The following is a 15191-nucleotide window of genomic DNA, read 5'->3' on the forward strand; positions in this document are numbered from 1 at the left end:
GGACCGGCGAGGTCGGCCGGTCTCTCCCAGGGGTTTGTGTTTTTCCAGCAAAAGCGGTTTGCTTTCCGACGTACTGCAGTACTGCATATAACAGGGGACGGCGAAACGGCGGACGCCGCAGACCCCAGGCCCGCAAGATATCGATGAAAGGAAATCCGGTGGCACAGAAGGTTCAGGTCCTTCTTGTCGACGACCTCGACGGCGGCGAGGCGGACGAGACAGTGACGTTCGCGTTGGACGGCAAGACGTACGAGATCGATCTCACCACCGCGAATGCGGACAAGCTCCGGGGCCTTCTCGAGGCTTACGTGAAGGGCGGACGCCGTACCGGTGGCCGTGCTTCGGGTGGCCGCGGAAAGGTGCGCGTCGCTTCCGGCGGCAGCCAGGACACCGCGCAGATCCGCGCGTGGGCCAAGGAGAACGGCCACGACGTGAACGACCGCGGCCGTGTTCCCGCGGCCATTCGCGAGGCCTACGAGAAGGCCAACGGCTGAGCGCACAAGCGCCGCAGTCGTATCCGGTGGCATTGAGTCGCCACCGTGTCCACAAGTCGTACGAGATCAGGGGCGCCCTCAACGCTCCCCAGGGCCGACAGTGTCGGCAGCGAGGCCTCGACCTCGCACCCCGGCTCGGGGGGCCGCAGCCATACGGCGGCCCCCTGCAAGGGACCCGAGCGGCCCGCGGGAAGCGGCTGGCCCTTCGCGGGCCCCGCGCCGGGGACTGGCGGCGCCTCCATGCGCCCGCCCTCGCCGAGCGCCAGCAGATCCAGCTCCGGCGCCAGCGCGCCCCACTCCAGCCAGTCCAGCAGCCCCGGCAGCTCCTCCGCGGCGCCCGCGGCCACCAGCAGCCGCATCCGGTCGCCCCGTACGGCCACCGGAGAGTCGGGACCCAGCCGCCACAGCGCCGCGACGCCGGCTTCGAGCGGCACGTCCAGGACGTCGAAACGCAGGCCCGTGACGAGCCGTAGCGGCTCTCCGGGCACCGTGCGCCACCCCAGTTCGTTCTCGTACCAGAGCCGCTGCCGGTCGTCCGGATCGGGCGGGCGACGGGGGAGCGGGACCGTGGTGAGAGGGGGGACTGTGCCAACCATGCCAAGAGCAACCGCCGAAGCGGGCCGGGAGTTACGCTGGGTGGTCCGGTGAATGCGCTGGGTGCGGGAAATGGGGGCGTTCGGGGGTGCTGGGCGGCGCAAGGTTGTTCGCCCGTAGCGGAGGGAACCGGTGCGCTCGGCATGGAGTGTCAGTGCGAACGGGTAAGACATCCCTAGTGGGAGGGGGCGACACGCAGAAAAGGGCGTCTCACGTTCGCCATCGGCGTACTCATGGTGAGGGTAACTGCCTGGCCTGCGGGAACATCGTCTCGCACCATCAGGTTGGAGCAGATGTCGGCGTTCGGGTTCAGGAGGCAGTGTTGGTTCTCGGTCCGGTGTCGGCAGTTGGAATGAGCGGTCCCCGCTTGCGGGACTAAGCTGCGGAAGGACAGGGAGGGGAGCGTCCCCTTACTGCCTGACCGCTCTGAGGAGCGATTAACGATGTTCGAGAGGTTCACCGACCGCGCGCGGCGGGTTGTCGTCCTGGCTCAGGAAGAAGCCCGGATGCTCAACCACAACTACATCGGCACCGAGCACATCCTCCTGGGTCTCATCCACGAGGGTGAGGGTGTCGCCGCTAAGGCCCTGGAGAGCCTCGGGATTTCGCTCGAGGCGGTCCGCCAGCAGGTGGAGGAGATCATCGGGCAGGGGCAGCAGGCCCCGTCCGGGCACATCCCCTTCACCCCTCGTGCCAAGAAGGTCCTGGAGCTGTCGCTCCGCGAGGCCCTTCAGCTGGGCCACAACTACATCGGCACGGAGCACATCCTGCTCGGCCTGATCCGTGAGGGCGAGGGCGTCGCCGCCCAGGTCCTGGTCAAGCTGGGCGCTGATCTCAACCGTGTGCGGCAGCAGGTGATCCAGCTGCTCTCCGGTTACCAGGGCAAGGAGACCGCCACCGCCGGCGGCCCTGCGGAGGGCACCCCCTCGACGTCCCTGGTCCTCGACCAGTTCGGCCGGAACCTCACCCAGGCCGCTCGTGAGTCCAAGCTCGACCCGGTCATCGGGCGCGAGAAGGAGATCGAGCGGGTCATGCAGGTGCTGTCCCGCCGCACCAAGAACAACCCGGTCCTGATCGGTGAGCCCGGCGTCGGCAAGACCGCCGTCGTCGAGGGCCTCGCGCAGGCCATCGTCAAGGGCGAGGTGCCCGAGACCCTCAAGGACAAGCACCTCTACACCCTGGACCTCGGCGCGCTGGTCGCCGGCTCCCGCTACCGCGGTGACTTCGAGGAGCGCCTGAAGAAGGTCCTCAAGGAGATCCGCACCCGCGGCGACATCATCCTGTTCATCGACGAGCTGCACACGCTGGTCGGTGCGGGTGCCGCCGAGGGCGCCATCGACGCCGCTTCGATCCTGAAGCCGATGCTGGCCCGCGGTGAGCTGCAGACCATCGGCGCCACCACGCTGGACGAGTACCGCAAGCACCTGGAGAAGGACGCCGCTCTTGAGCGCCGCTTCCAGCCGATCCAGGTCGCGGAGCCGTCCCTGCCGCACACCATCGAGATCCTCAAGGGTCTGCGCGACCGCTACGAGGCGCACCACCGTGTCTCCATCACGGACGAGGCCCTCGTGCAGGCCGCCACGCTGGCCGACCGGTACATCTCGGACCGCTTCCTGCCGGACAAGGCGATCGACCTGATCGACGAGGCCGGCTCCCGGATGCGCATCCGCCGGATGACCGCGCCGCCGGACCTGCGCGAGTTCGACGAGAAGATCGCCGGCGTCCGCCGCGACAAGGAGTCCGCGATCGACTCGCAGGACTTCGAGAAGGCCGCCTCCCTCCGCGACAAGGAGAAGCAGCTCCTGGCCGCCAAGGCCAAGCGGGAGAAGGAGTGGAAGGCCGGCGACATGGACGTCGTCGCCGAGGTCGACGGCGAGCTGATCGCCGAGGTTCTCGCGACCGCCACCGGCATCCCGGTCTTCAAGCTCACGGAAGAGGAGTCCTCCCGACTCCTCCGCATGGAGGACGAGCTCCACAAGCGGGTCATCGGCCAGAAGGACGCCGTCAAGGCGCTCTCGAAGGCGATCCGTCGTACGCGTGCGGGCCTCAAGGACCCGAAGCGCCCCGGTGGTTCGTTCATCTTCGCGGGCCCGTCCGGTGTCGGTAAGACGGAGCTGTCGAAGGCTCTGGCGGAGTTCCTCTTCGGTGACGAGGACGCGCTGATCTCCCTCGACATGTCGGAGTTCAGCGAGAAGCACACGGTCTCGCGTCTCTTCGGTTCGCCCCCCGGATACGTGGGCTACGAAGAGGGCGGCCAGCTGACGGAGAAGGTGCGGCGCAAGCCGTTCTCGGTGGTCCTCTTCGACGAGGTCGAGAAGGCCCACCCGGACATCTTCAACTCGCTGCTGCAGATCCTGGAGGACGGTCGCCTGACCGACTCCCAGGGCCGGGTCGTGGACTTCAAGAACACGGTCATCATCATGACGACCAACCTCGGCACGCGGGACATCTCCAAGGGCTTCAACCTGGGCTTCGCGGCCACGGGTGACACGAAGTCCAACTACGAGCGCATGAAGAACAAGGTCTCGGACGAGCTCAAGCAGCACTTCCGCCCCGAGTTCCTCAACCGCGTGGACGACGTGGTCGTCTTCCCGCAGCTCACCCAGGAGGACATCCTCCAGATCGTCGACCTCATGGTCGGCAAGGTCGACGAGCGCCTCAAGGACCGGGACATGGGCATCGAGCTCTCCTCGGCCGCGAAGGAACTGCTGTCCAAGAAGGGTTACGACCCGGTGCTGGGCGCGCGTCCGCTGCGTCGCACGATCCAGCGCGAGATCGAGGACACGCTGTCGGAGAAGATCCTCTTCGGCGAGCTGCGCCCCGGTCACATCGTGGTCGTGGACGTCGAGGGCGAGGGCGAGGCGAAGACCTTCACCTTCCGGGGTGAGGAGAAGTCGGCGCTTCCCGATGTGCCGCCGATCGAGGATGCCGCTGCTGGTGGGGCGGGTCCGAATTTGAGCAAGGAGGCGTAAGGCTCAGCGGTTTGGGCTTTACGGCTGGGAAAGGGGTCGGTGCTTTTGGGCACCGGCCCCTTCTGCATGCCTGTACGCGGGCTGGTGGCTACGACAGCTGGCCGTCGTAGTCCGGGAGCTTGTACGTCTTCTCGGAGTGGCCGCCCGATAGGTCGGTGGCGCTGTTGCCGATGTTCGCGATGATCGTGTAGCCCTTGGACTCGATGTTGGCCCGCTGGGCGGTCTTGTAGGCGGCGACGTCCTTGAATAGGTCGAACAGGTTGCGGACTCGGAGACCGGAGACGTCGTAGCCCGCGACTTCGAGGTTGTACTCGGTGGGCAGGTAGATGATCCCCAGGCGGGCCGTGACGAAGAACAGCGAAACGCCGTGCTCCTGGGCGTACTTGGCGACCGCGAGCACCGGCTTGTTGGCGGGTTGCGGCCAGCTGAAGCCGAAGTCGGTCTCCAGGGTGGTGTTGTCTATGTCGAAGACGATCGCCTGCTTCTCGCCCGGCTCGGTGCTGGCGATCCGCTTCTTCAGGTAGGGCAGCGCCTGGTTCATCACCGTCTGGCAGTCCGCCTGCCAGGTGGCGTAGTCGACGTCTTCGGTGGCGGTGGCGACGCTGGAGGTGCTCGTGGCCGTCACGGCCCGGGCGTTGGCCGGAACCGTCATCGCCGCGATCGCCGTCACGGCGATGACGGTTATGCCGGTGCGGCGCGTCCAGGTGCCTGTCGTCATGTGTGGGGGTCCTCTCGCGGGATCCGTGCGTTGCTAACCGTCCGGGGATGTTCCTGGGCGAGGGTTGCGTGAGAGGAACTTTAAGGTTACTGGGTAGTAGTTCAGCTGGAGAGGTGCGTCACACGACGCTGTAGACCTTGGTGACGGCGGGGGTGAAGGGGAACTGGGCGAGGACGCGTTCCGGTACATCGAAGGTGTCCGGGGCGAGGACGATCACTATCGTACGAAGGTTCGGGAACAGGGTCGGGACGCTCGAAATGTCCTCGGTACCGGTGAAGTTGTTGAGACGCAGGCCGGTGATGCCGGGCAGCGGCGAGCTTTTCCAGTCGGCCATCTGCCAGTTGAAGCGCAGTTTCTCGAGTTCGGGGAGGCGGGCGACCTCCTCGTAGTCCTCGGCGGTCAGGCTTACCGACAGGTCGGTGGCCAGGCTCAGTTCTTTGAGCGACCGGATGTGGTGCAAGCCGCGCAGGCCGGTGTGTACGAGTGCGTCCTTGGCGAAGCGTAGATAACGCAGCGGTGCATCTGTGGGGAGAGCCTCGTCGAGGGAGTCGGCTTGCAGGGTCGGCCCGAGGTCGAGCTTGTCCAAGGTTGTCGAGTGGGAGAGCACGGATAGGACACCTGGCCGTTCGAGACCGGGCATGGCATCTAGCGACAGCCGAGACAGCGGAAGGTGGGTGATAGGGGTGAGGTTGTCTACCCCCGGACACTGACTGATGTCCAGATAAGTGAGCCGGTGAAGGGGCGAGAGACCAGACAGGTCCCTCAGGCCCTTGTTGTTGCGGATGACGAGCTCGGTCACGGTTCGGGAGTCGAGTTCGGACGGGGCGATGTCGCCGACCAGCTGGACCCCTCGCCGGCCTCCGAACTCGCCCAGGATGCGCAGGTGGTCCACCGAGTGAGCGGTGAAGAAAAGGCCGTCCTCGGGTAGATGGGCGATGACCTGCTCGGCGTACCGTCGAGTGGGGAACCGGTGCCAGGTCCAGGTGAGTTGGGCGCGGACATCCACGGCCGAATGCGACCGGAACCGCGCCAGCACCGGCAGCGCGGCCTCCGTTCCGATCAGCGATGCCGCGATGACCACTGCCCGCGCCTCCGCGTCGCTCAGCCCTTCCGGCCCGGGCAGCAGCTCCAGCGCGAGCGGGCCTACCGAGGCGAGGGCACGGGCCTCCTCGGTCGTTCGGGGTGGGATGAGCGTGGCCGCGTTCTGTTCGACGGCTGCCCGGATGGTCGGGTCGAGTTGTGTCGCGTGTTCCAGGGACGCGAGGGCGAGGAGTCGCACGCGGGCGCTCGCCGCCCCCTCAAGGCGCCCGGCCGACTCGCTCAAGTCCCGTAACAGCTCAGCCCGTTCACGCGGACGTGCATGCGCCACCGCCATCCGGAAGATGTCCGCCCACTGTTCGTCCGCCGCTCCCCGCACCAGCAGCCCGAAGTCGCCGTCCTCCACTGCGGCCTTGGCGCCGAGGTAGTCCTGGAAGGTGCGGTGGACGAACTCGACCGTGCCGACCGTGGGTTCGCGGAGCAGGCCGCTGCGTATGAGGAGGTGGCGGAGGATCGTGGTCGCGTCGCCCTGGGAGGCGGCTGCCGGGAGTGACGGGAGTACGTCGGCGATGATGCGCTCGGCGCGGTCGCGGTCCATCTCGGACTGGTTGTTGCGGATCAGCCAGTATGCGAGGCGCTGGAGCAGCTGGATCTGGGGGAGTTCGCTGAGGTGGACGCCGTCGTCGTCGAGGCCGCCCCGGGTGCACATGTCGCGTTCCTCGTCGCGGCGGGAGAGCAGCATCGACAGGGCAGCGTCGTACAACTCCTGTCGGCCGTGCGGGAGATAGCCGCGTCGGTCGCGGTGCAGGGCGCAGATCAGGCCGCACATCAGAGGGTTGGTGGCGAGGCGGCCGAGGTCGGGCTTGGTCTGGACGGCGTCGAGGAGGGTGTGTTCGTAGTCGTCGAGGCGGTCGCGGTCCGCTTCCGGTGCGTCTGTGCGGGCCGCCGTGTGCCAGCGGGACACGAACGCGGTCACGTCGTCCCGGCTCATGGGGGTGAGTGCCAGTTCTGAGAAGCCGTCCGGAGTGAGCCAGTCCTCACGTACGGCGGAGGGGCGGGAGGTGACCAGCCACTGGTTGCCGGGGTAGACGTCGAGGAGGTCGCGCAGCCAGCGGCGGGTGCGTTCCCGTTCGCGCTCGGGGATCTCGTCGATGCCGTCGACGAGGAGTAGGCCGCGGCGGGCGGTGAGGACCCGGTCTGTCCAGCCGGTGGGCTGGGTGGCGTGGAAGGGGACGCGTACGGCGGCCAGGAAGGCGTCCGGTGCGGGGAGACCGTCGGGACGGCGGACGAGGGTGCGCAGAGGGAGGACGAAGGGGATGCGGTTGCCGCGCTCGCCGCGGGCCGCGGTCACCGCGAGCCACTGGACGAGTGTCGTCTTGCCCGAGCCGGCCACCCCGCGCAACAGCACCAAGTCGTGTTCCGCGAGGGCCTGTTCAGCTGGCAGCGTGGCCGCGGCGGAGGCGATCCGCAGTCCGCCGGGGCCGGTCGTGTCGTCGTCCTCGGCGGGGCCCAGGGCCTGGAGGCTGAGGTAGGCGGCGTCCAGGGGCCAGCGGTCGGGGGTGTTGGCCAGGTCGATGCCGTAGATCGTCAACTGGCTGTGCTTGGTGGCGACGTAGGCGAGGTAGCGCTGCTCGAAGGCGGGGTCGGTGCCGCCGGTGGGCGGGGTGCGGGCGATCAACTCGTCGATCTTCGCTATGAGTTCGCGCTGGCGGCGGGTCTGCTCGACGAGGGTGCGGGCCACGAAGGTGGAGCGCTGGGTGAAGAAATGCAGGATGTGCAGGCAGGCCGTGGTGAGCAGGCTGCCGTAGAAGAGGCTCGCGTCGAGGGAGAGGTCCCGGTCCGGACTGCCGCTCGCCGAGCGGAGGTTCGCGGCCAGGAACTCGTGCCCGAGCTCCACCGCCTGGACGTCCGTCATGATGAGGTCGCCGAGGGCGTGGAGGGTGTCAGCAAGGGCGTGGGCGACGGCTTCCTCGTCCTCGGTGGGGATGGGGCGCTCGCCGCTCTTCAGGGCGCGGCGGACCAGCTCGGCGGAGAGTTTCTGCAGGTCGGGGTGGGTGACGGTGTGTTTCTCGCCCTTGAAGGAGACATAACCCGAGATACGGACGGGCTTGTCCACGAGCCCCGCACCAGGCCCCTCGGCGACGAACAGCTTCCTGACGAGCGGCGTGACCACACTCGACGCCAACTTGACGCCTACAGCAGTCGGTTCCATAACACTCCCCGTGACTTGCTGTGTTCTCCTGCCCGAACGCCGTTCAGCGTAGCCCGTCGTCCGGTTCGGGGGCCGTATCCCGGTGGCCGACATGATCGATGGCGTCCTGGACGATGCGGGACAAGTCCTTTTCCGTGGGAACGAGTTCGCGGTCGGCGGGCGAGAGCGTCGAGTAGTTCGTCACGGCCAACGGGTTGGCGCTGGCGTCCAGGGCAAGCTGAAAACCGCGGCCTTGTTGTGGCGGCTTCCGATGAGGAAGCCGATCGTGCTGTCGCCGCGCTGTAAGTAGCGCACCATCTGGTCGACCACGCGCACGTAGAAGTTGAGCTTGCCGGCGTGTTCGGGGCATACCTCCTTCGTCTTCAGCTCGAAGAGGAAGTAGCGGTGCAGTTTGAGGTGGTAAAAGAGCAGGTCGATGCAGTACTCCTCGCCGCCGACGAGGACCGGGGTACTCGCGGCCAACGAAGGCGAAACCCACGCCCAGTTCGGTGAGGAAGCGGACCATGTTTGGCGACGATCGCTTCTTCGAGTTCGTGCTCGTCGAGGCCGAGGAAGTCGAGACGGTACGGGTCCCGGGCAAGCTCCTTGAGGACCGCGGAGTCGTCGGGGACGGTCACCTCGAAGTTGGTGGCGGCGGCGCCCTGGGCGAGGTGCAGGCTCTGGTGGATGAAGCGGTCCAGGAGGGCACGGGGCCAGCCGTTGCGGACGGCTTCGGTGGTGTAGAAGTCCATCTCGGAACGGGCTTCGAGCTTGTCCATGAGGACGGTGACGTGGCCCCAGGGCAATTGGGCAACGGGCTGTTGCACGATTGGCTCCGGCCAGGCGCGGGCCATCTTCTGCATGTAGATCAGGTTGCGGCGGGAGAAGCCGCGCTGGTTCGGGAAGGTCGCCTTCAGGTCCGCCGCCAGCCTTCCTGCGACCTTGGTGCCCCAGCCCTCGTGTTCCTGGCGGGCGAGGATCAGCTTGCCGATCTGCCAGTACACCCCGACGAGTTCGATTTTCACGGCCCGCTGCGCGCGCAGGCGTGCGCCGGCGACCGTCTCCCTGACCTCGCCGAGGAGGCCGTCGTACCAGGACGGCAGGGAGCCCAGCTGGGCGGGGACGGCCGCTTCGGACGCCTTGGTGTTCTTGTGCATGGAGTGAGGCTTGCGCAGGATGATCTTTGTTCGGGGTCGAACAGTGTCAGGTCATCCGAACGTGGGAGTTTGGGGCGAGGGTTCGTATGAGGGCGGCCAGGGCGGTGGGGGTGGTGGTGAGGATCGTGTCGGGGGTATCGCTTTCGCATAGGTGGAGGGGGCCGGTGGGGCGGGATGCGGCGAGGTGGAGGCAGTTGGCCTGGTCGCCGCTGAAGGAGGACTTCTGCCAGGTGAGGGTCATGCTGATGCTCCCTGAAGGGTGTACAGAATGTGCTGGACGAGGCCCAGGGAGTCCCGAGCCGCGTGCCTGACGGGGATGACGGCCGCGTCGATGGCGGGCAGCGCGGCATCGCTGAGGCGGGCGAACTGATGGCGGTACTTGGCCACTTCGTCTTCCCCGTGCAGGTAGGCCGAGCGTGCCGGGTGCTCCATCAGTACGGTCTCTAGGGCGCCGTTGTGTGAGGTGAGGTGGCAGAACGGTGTGGTGAGCGCGGACACCGCCACTGCTGTGAAGGGCATGATCTGGATCGTTACGTAGGGGAGTTCGGCGAGTTCGACGAGGTGTAGGAGCTGTTGGTGCATGATGTCGGCGCCGCCGAAGCGCATATGGAGTGCGGCCTCGTGGATGACCGCGTGGACCTCGGGTGGTCGGTCGCCGGTGAGAATCCGCTGGCGCTCGTTGCGGAAACGGACAGCCGCCTCGATCTCCTCGTCGGTGCTCACTGCGTCGCTGGCCTCGAAGATGGCGTGCGTGTAGCCCTTCACTTGGAAGAGCCCCGGCAGGAACAGCGACTCGTACGACCGCAGGCATGTGGCCTCTGTTTCAAGTTCGGCCAAGTCGAGTGCCGAGGCCGGAAGTTGGCGCCTGTAGTCGCTCCACCATCCCTTGCCTGACGCCTCAGCCAGGTTCACCAGAGCTTCCGTATAGGTTGAACTAGTGACCCCATAGGTTCGGCAGAGCGTGCGGATGCGCTCGGCGGAGATCGCGGTGCGGCCGTTCTCTACATGGGTCAGGTGCACGCGGCCCATGCCGATGACGTCTCCGGCCTCGTTTACGGTCAGCCCACCAGCCTCGCGCAACTTCCGAAGCTCTGCGCCGAGTCGTAGCTGGCGCTCGGTCGGTGTGTTTCGCAGTGCCAACGGACTCTCTCCTTCGCGGGTGGGGGTCAGTCTGCCTCTGTGGCGACGTGAAGGTCCACCGGGGTTGCCTTTTGGGTTGAACAAGTAACCCACTATTCGCTACCTTGAGTTCGGCGACACTCACGCAGAGATGCCGGAAGCCTCGCCGTCGATGTACGCGCACGCACGCTGCTTCGTGGAAGCGCACCGCCGGATTCACGGGCCGTAACGGGCGCGCCCGTTCCCATGGGGGCAGTAGAGACACCGCGGGCGGCGTCCGTCGATGAGCGTTTCGAGATCCACGTCCTGTGCTCGGCTGCTCTGCGCCCTGGAGGCGTTCACTCATGAAACTTCCGCTCACGTACACCTTGTTCACCCCTGCCGCCGTGACCTCACCCAAGGTCTGCCGGGACTTCGTGCGGTCCACCCTGGAGACCCTCGGGTTCGGGGATGTTGCCGACACGGCCGCCCTGTGCACCTCGGAGCTGGTGACCAATGTTCACCAGCATGTCCAGGGTGAGGTCCACCTCAGAACCACCATCGAGGCGGCGGGTGTTCGTGTCGCTGTCTACGACAGGAGTCCCGTGCCGCCGACCCCACGGGGGCGGGTCGGCGGGGATGCCGAGTGCGGGCGGGGTCTGCTGCTCGTCGCCTCGCTGGCCGACGGGTTCGGGGTGACCCGGGCCGACGGAGGAAGCAAGGGAGTGTGGTTCTGGCTGGCCGCCGGGCTCAAGTGCCCGTGATCTTGCGGGTTCCATGGCCGGGGGCGTCCAGGATGATCGACTCGGGCAGGGCGTCGGCGTTGCGGATGACCCGTGCTGAGCCGATCTCCACGTGTTGGAGGTGAGGGTGTGCTGCCAAGGGAGCGAGATCGAGCATCTCGATCAAATACGCGGAGAGACGGGTCATGGATGGGAACGCTGCGACAGCCATGCGCAGGTCGACGGTTTCGCTCTGGTTAACCAGCCCCAAGTACGTGACCTGGTCCAGTGTGATGCCGACAGTGGACAGCTCGGTCAGTTCTCTGGCACTCAGGCTCAGGATGCGGAGATTTCTGAGCCTCGCGATGGCCTGGAAGTCGTCGTGCGTGAGCGTGGGCTCCAAGCCCAGTCCAAGCTGCCGCAGGGACGGAAATCGCGTGAGTGCTGACAGCCCCGCGGCCTTCGCAGGCATGAAGAGGCACGCGAGCGGCGCCTCCGGGGATATGACGTCCAGGCCGGGCCATGGAGCATCTGAACCCAGACTCAGCGTGTGCAGCCGGGTGAATCGGCGCAGCGCGGTCAGGTCTTTCAACTGGGGGAGGAAGCCGATGACGAGCGATTCCAGGGGAAGGGAGGAGAGCGGTCCCAGAGCGGCGATGTTCGTGCAGCTCACCACCCGAAGGCTGCTCAAGTCCTCGAAGCGGGTGAGGAATCCCAGGTCGTCCACAATGCCGTTGTGTACGAGGCTCAGGGATGTCAAGCGGCTTTCACCGAGAGCCTCGAGGATCTGGCCTTCTGTGAAGTCCCCCTCGATGTCCACGCGGTCATGGCCTCCCATAAGGCTGAGTGCTGTCAGTTGCTGCAGCGTCCGCACTGTGATGGTGGCCCTTGGATGTTCACCCAGCCGACGGATGATCTCCTCCGCGTAGGCAGCGGTGTCGAACCGGTCCCAATACTTGCCGAGCGCTGTGGCCACCATTTGGCTCTCGTGCTCCCGGTATCGCACGAGGCAGGTCAGCGCCGCGTCTCCACCGATCAGCCCGGCTGTGTGCACGACAGCGGATGCCTCTGACTCGTCCTGGACGTCAGCAGGGCCAGGGAGGAGTTCGAGGACGATGGAGCCGAGTTCGGCGAGAGCTCGCGCTTCCCGGTAATTGCGCGGCGGAATCAGTTCCGCCGCCCTGCGCTCCACCTCGTTCCGTACCTCAGGATCCAGCTTCGCCGCGTGTTCCAGACAGGCCATCGCCAGCAGGTGAAGCCGCCCCCGAAACTCCTCCTCCCGATCCCCTCGCTCCATCAACCCCCGTAAAATCCGCGCCCGTTCATCCGGCCGAGCATGAGCCACAGCCATCCGGACGACGTCCTCCCACTGATCCAGATGCGCATGCTCGACCAGTACATCGAAGTCCCGCTCCTCCACCGCCGCCCGCGCGCCCAGATAGTCCTGGAACGTGCGATGCACGAAGTCCACCGTCCCGGCCGCCGGTTCGCGCAACAGGCCTGAGCGGACGAGGAGTTGGCGCAGGATCTCCTCTGCCGAGCCCTGGGCGGCGACGTACGGCATGGAAGGCAGCAGTCGTTCCAGTTGGTTGAGGGCGTCCGTGTGGTCCATTTCGGCGCGGCCGTTGCGGATCAGCCAGTACGCGAGGCGTTGCAACAGCTCGACCTGGGACTCCTCGTCGAGGTTGACGGTCAACTCGCGTTCGCGGTCCCGGCGTTCCAGGAGCATGGACAGGGCGGCGTCGTAGAGGGCCTTGCGACCGCGAGGCAGGAAGCCTCGGCGTTCGCGATGCAGGGCGCAGATCAGGGCGCACATCAGGGGGTTGGTGGCTAGGCGGCCTAGGTCTTGTTTGGTGCGGGTGGCGGCCAGCAGCGCGTCGGCCATCGCCGGGTCAGCGCCCGCCGCCTCGTGCCAGCGGCGGACGAAGACCGCGATGTTGTCGCGGCTCATGGGGGACAGGGTCAGTTCGGTGAAGTCATCGCCGCCGAGCCAGTCGGTGCGTACGGCGGAGGGGCGCGAGGTGACCAGCCACAGGTTTCCCGGGAAGGCCGTGAGGAGGTCGGCGAGCCAGCGTCGGGTGCGGGCCCGTTCCTGTTCGGGGACCTCGTCGATACCGTCGACCAGCAGGAGCCCGCGCCCTGCCGTGAGCACACGGTCCGCCCAGCCGAACGGCTGGGAGCCGGCCAGTGGGCAGCCCACCGCGCGCAGGAAGTCCCCGGCGACGGGCAGCCGGGCGCCGCCCCGGGTGAGGGTGCGCAGCGAGAGGACGAACGGCAACCGGCCCATCAGGTGGGCGAGTTGACCGGTGAGCTGTTCCTGGCGGGCGGTGGTGACGGCGAGCCACTGGACGAGCGTGGTCTTGCCGGAGCCGGCGACCCCGCGCAGCAGGACGCGCTCGTTTCCGGCCAGCGCCTGTTCCACGGGTTGCGGGGCGGGCGGCAGCCAGCGCTCAGAGAGCGTGACCTCCGCGTCTCCGGCGGCCGAGAGCGCCCGGTCCGGTATGGCCTGGTGCTCGGCGTCCCGGGTCGCCTCCAGGCTCAGGTATGCCGTGTCCAGGGGCCAGTCGCGGGACTCGTTGAGATCGATGCCGTAGATGGTCAGGCTGCTGTGCTTCGACGCGATGTACCGCGTGTAGCGCTCCTCGAAGTCCGCGTCCTGTGTCGTGCGGGACGTCAGGCGCTCGACGAGGAGGTCGGTGCGGGTGATCAGCTCGTCGAGTTGCCGACTCTGCGCGACGAGGGTGCGGGCCACGAAGGCCGACCGCTGGGTGAAGAAGTGCAGGATGTGGAGACAGGCGCTGTCCAGGAGCCGGGAGTACAGGGACACGGAGTCCGCGCTGAGGAATCGTACGAGTTCGGGCCCCTTGGCCTGTGTGTACAGCTCGATGACCAGCTTCTCGTGACCCAGCCGTACGGCCTGGACGTCGTCGAGGTCCAGGTCGCCCAGGGCGTGCAGGGTTACTTCGAGAGCATCGGTCACGGCCTCCAGCTCGGTCGTGTCCAAGGGCGCCTCGCGTGTTTCGCAGGCCGCGCGGTCCACCAGTTCGCGGACGAGTCTGCGTAACTCCTTCTCGCCGAGGGTCCGCTTCTCGCCCGTGAAGGACACCAGCGCGGACAGCCGCACCGGTCGTTCCACCAGCCCGGCCCCCGGTCCCTCGGACACGAACAGCTTGCGTACCAGTGGCGCGACGAGGCTGGAGGCCAGCTTCGTACCGAGCATTGACGGGTCCATGCCTCGCCTCCCCCGAAGTCCCCCGAAACCGATGCCGCCGCAGCTTGCCCAGGGTAGTCCCGGTCGCATTCCCCGAACCGGCGATCGCCCCGGCCGGTGACAAGCCGCACAGGCGATTCGGCCCCTACTAGGGGAGGTAGTGGCGGTTTCGGGTTGGGGTAAAAGGGACTTTTTGCGCGGAATCGATGGGGTTGTTCTGCCGTCCGCTGGGCGGTTCATGCCGAACGGGTGCCCTGTCAAGGAGCCGGAAGTTTTGTGGTGAAGTACTAGCTTCCGTCGTAGAAGGGCGGTTTGGGCGTCCGTGGGGTCGGGGGTTACCAATGAACGTGTCATCCGGTGGCCGTACGCGTGCCGGGTGACTTTTCTGTCCCCGTCCCCGTGAGGTTCCGATGTTCCAGCGCGCCACGTCCCGTTCTTCCCGTACGTCCTCACTTCGCACCCGGGTGGCCGTCCTGGCCGTAGGACTGGGAGCCACCGCCGTACTGGGCACCGGGGTCGCGAGCGCCGCCTCCACGACCGTCGCGCCGAAGGCGGTCAGCGCCAAGACCGCCGCCTCCTGGGTCGACCCGGTGAAGAAGTACACGCTGTCCGCGAGCTTCGCGCAGGCCGGCGGCATGTGGCAGTCCACCCACAGCGGGCAGGACTTCGCCGTGGCCAGCGGTACCCAGGTCGTGGCCGCGCACGGCGGGACCGTCGTCAAGGCCGGCGGCAACGGTGCCGGTGACGGCGCCGCGTACGGCAACGCCATCGTCATCAAGCACGGCAACGGCACCTACTCGCAGTACGCCCACCTCTCGCGCATCGACGTGAAGGTCGGCCAGGTCGTCAGCACCGGTCAGCGCATCGCCCTGTCCGGCAACACCGGCAACTCCAGCGGCCCGCACCTGCACTTCGAGATCCGTACGACCGCCGACTACGGCTCGGCGATAGACCCGGTCGCCTTCCTGCGCGGCAAGGGTGTGGCTGTCTGAGCCG

The 15191-nt window shown here is 67.1% G+C and carries 13 protein-coding genes; 4 read left to right on the top strand and 9 right to left on the bottom strand.

Going from position 1 to position 15191, the window contains the following annotated elements; translation table 11 throughout:
- Window positions 1-158 precede the first annotated feature (158 nt).
- Window positions 159-494: an Lsr2 family protein gene (locus ACIQBL_RS24375; RefSeq protein ID WP_401944980.1), complete on the top strand. Its 336-nt coding sequence runs from the start codon at window positions 159-161 to the stop codon at window positions 492-494.
- Here the strand turns inward: ACIQBL_RS24375 and ACIQBL_RS24380 are convergent.
- Window positions 473-1090 carry an SCO3374 family protein gene (locus ACIQBL_RS24380; RefSeq protein WP_401944982.1) on the bottom strand — a complete coding sequence of 206 codons (618 nt, stop codon included), beginning with the start codon at window positions 1088-1090 and terminating at the stop codon, window positions 473-475. The genes ACIQBL_RS24375 and ACIQBL_RS24380 overlap by 22 nt on opposite strands.
- 441 nt (window positions 1091-1531) lie before the next feature.
- On the opposite strand from ACIQBL_RS24380, the gene ACIQBL_RS24385 reads away from it, so the two are divergent.
- Entirely contained in the window at window positions 1532-4060 is a 2529-nt protein-coding gene (locus ACIQBL_RS24385; RefSeq protein ID WP_401944985.1) for an ATP-dependent Clp protease ATP-binding subunit, read from the top strand.
- Window positions 4061-4148: 88 nt separating this feature from the next.
- On the opposite strand, the gene ACIQBL_RS24390 is transcribed toward ACIQBL_RS24385, so the two are convergent.
- The 7 genes from ACIQBL_RS24390 to ACIQBL_RS24420 form a co-directional block, all read right to left on the bottom strand.
- Window positions 4149-4778: an HAD family acid phosphatase gene (locus ACIQBL_RS24390; RefSeq protein ID WP_401944987.1), complete on the bottom strand. Its 630-nt coding sequence runs from the start codon at window positions 4776-4778 to the stop codon at window positions 4149-4151.
- 118 nt (window positions 4779-4896) lie between these two features.
- Window positions 4897-8028: an NACHT domain-containing protein gene (locus tag ACIQBL_RS24395; protein WP_401944989.1), complete on the bottom strand. Its 3132-nt coding sequence runs from the start codon at window positions 8026-8028 to the stop codon at window positions 4897-4899.
- 43 nt (window positions 8029-8071) lie between these two features.
- Entirely contained in the window at window positions 8072-8212 is a 141-nt protein-coding gene (locus ACIQBL_RS24400; protein WP_401944990.1) for a hypothetical protein, read from the bottom strand.
- Window positions 8209-8490, bottom strand: coding sequence for a PDDEXK nuclease domain-containing protein (locus ACIQBL_RS24405; protein ID WP_401944992.1), 282 nt, complete (start codon window positions 8488-8490; stop codon window positions 8209-8211). The genes ACIQBL_RS24400 and ACIQBL_RS24405 overlap by 4 nt, the downstream gene beginning before the upstream one ends.
- Window positions 8391-9164 carry a DUF1016 N-terminal domain-containing protein gene (locus ACIQBL_RS24410; RefSeq protein ID WP_401944994.1) on the bottom strand — a complete coding sequence of 258 codons (774 nt, stop codon included), beginning with the start codon at window positions 9162-9164 and terminating at the stop codon, window positions 8391-8393. The genes ACIQBL_RS24405 and ACIQBL_RS24410 overlap by 100 nt, the downstream gene beginning before the upstream one ends.
- A 46-nt stretch (window positions 9165-9210) precedes the next feature.
- Complete coding sequence (locus tag ACIQBL_RS24415; protein ID WP_401944996.1) at window positions 9211-9405, bottom strand: DUF397 domain-containing protein; 195 nt, start codon at window positions 9403-9405, stop codon at window positions 9211-9213.
- The gene (locus ACIQBL_RS24420) at window positions 9402-10304 is read right to left on the bottom strand and encodes a helix-turn-helix domain-containing protein (RefSeq protein ID WP_401944998.1); all 903 of its coding nucleotides are present in this window, start codon (window positions 10302-10304) and stop codon (window positions 9402-9404) included. Before ACIQBL_RS24420 ends, ACIQBL_RS24415 begins: the two co-directional genes overlap by 4 nt.
- A 323-nt stretch (window positions 10305-10627) precedes the next feature.
- Between ACIQBL_RS24420 and ACIQBL_RS24425 the strand changes: the two genes are divergently transcribed.
- The gene (locus tag ACIQBL_RS24425) at window positions 10628-11026 is read left to right on the top strand and encodes an ATP-binding protein (protein ID WP_401945000.1); all 399 of its coding nucleotides are present in this window, start codon (window positions 10628-10630) and stop codon (window positions 11024-11026) included.
- On the opposite strand, the gene ACIQBL_RS24430 is transcribed toward ACIQBL_RS24425, so the two are convergent.
- Window positions 11013-14216 carry an NACHT domain-containing protein gene (locus ACIQBL_RS24430; protein WP_401945001.1) on the bottom strand — a complete coding sequence of 1068 codons (3204 nt, stop codon included), beginning with the start codon at window positions 14214-14216 and terminating at the stop codon, window positions 11013-11015. The genes ACIQBL_RS24425 and ACIQBL_RS24430 overlap by 14 nt on opposite strands.
- A 389-nt stretch (window positions 14217-14605) precedes the next feature.
- Here ACIQBL_RS24430 and ACIQBL_RS24435 point away from each other — a divergent pair, with 389 nt between their 5' ends.
- Window positions 14606-15187 carry a M23 family metallopeptidase gene (locus ACIQBL_RS24435; RefSeq protein WP_401945003.1) on the top strand — a complete coding sequence of 194 codons (582 nt, stop codon included), beginning with the start codon at window positions 14606-14608 and terminating at the stop codon, window positions 15185-15187.
- The last annotated feature ends 4 nt before the right edge of the window (window positions 15188-15191 follow it).

It is taken from the genome of Streptomyces sp. NPDC088350 (genome assembly GCF_044753545.1).
Classification (GTDB): domain Bacteria; phylum Actinomycetota; class Actinomycetes; order Streptomycetales; family Streptomycetaceae; genus Streptomyces.

What these genes read in the sequence shown, in the direction of transcription:
- ACIQBL_RS24395 (WP_401944989.1), bottom strand. Translation starts at nt 8,028, where the DNA reads ATGGAACCGACTGCTGTAGGCGTCAAGTTGGCGTCGAGTGTGGTCACG.
- ACIQBL_RS24385 (WP_401944985.1), top strand. Translation starts at nt 1,532, where the DNA reads ATGTTCGAGAGGTTCACCGACCGCGCGCGGCGGGTTGTCGTCCTGGCT.
- ACIQBL_RS24380 (WP_401944982.1), bottom strand. Translation starts at nt 1,090, where the DNA reads ATGGTTGGCACAGTCCCCCCTCTCACCACGGTCCCGCTCCCCCGTCGC.
- ACIQBL_RS24390 (WP_401944987.1), bottom strand. Translation starts at nt 4,778, where the DNA reads ATGACGACAGGCACCTGGACGCGCCGCACCGGCATAACCGTCATCGCC.
- ACIQBL_RS24425 (WP_401945000.1), top strand. Translation starts at nt 10,628, where the DNA reads ATGAAACTTCCGCTCACGTACACCTTGTTCACCCCTGCCGCCGTGACC.
- ACIQBL_RS24410 (WP_401944994.1), bottom strand. Translation starts at nt 9,164, where the DNA reads ATGCACAAGAACACCAAGGCGTCCGAAGCGGCCGTCCCCGCCCAGCTG.
- ACIQBL_RS24430 (WP_401945001.1), bottom strand. Translation starts at nt 14,216, where the DNA reads ATGGACCCGTCAATGCTCGGTACGAAGCTGGCCTCCAGCCTCGTCGCG.
- ACIQBL_RS24415 (WP_401944996.1), bottom strand. Translation starts at nt 9,405, where the DNA reads ATGACCCTCACCTGGCAGAAGTCCTCCTTCAGCGGCGACCAGGCCAAC.
- ACIQBL_RS24435 (WP_401945003.1), top strand. Translation starts at nt 14,606, where the DNA reads ATGTTCCAGCGCGCCACGTCCCGTTCTTCCCGTACGTCCTCACTTCGC.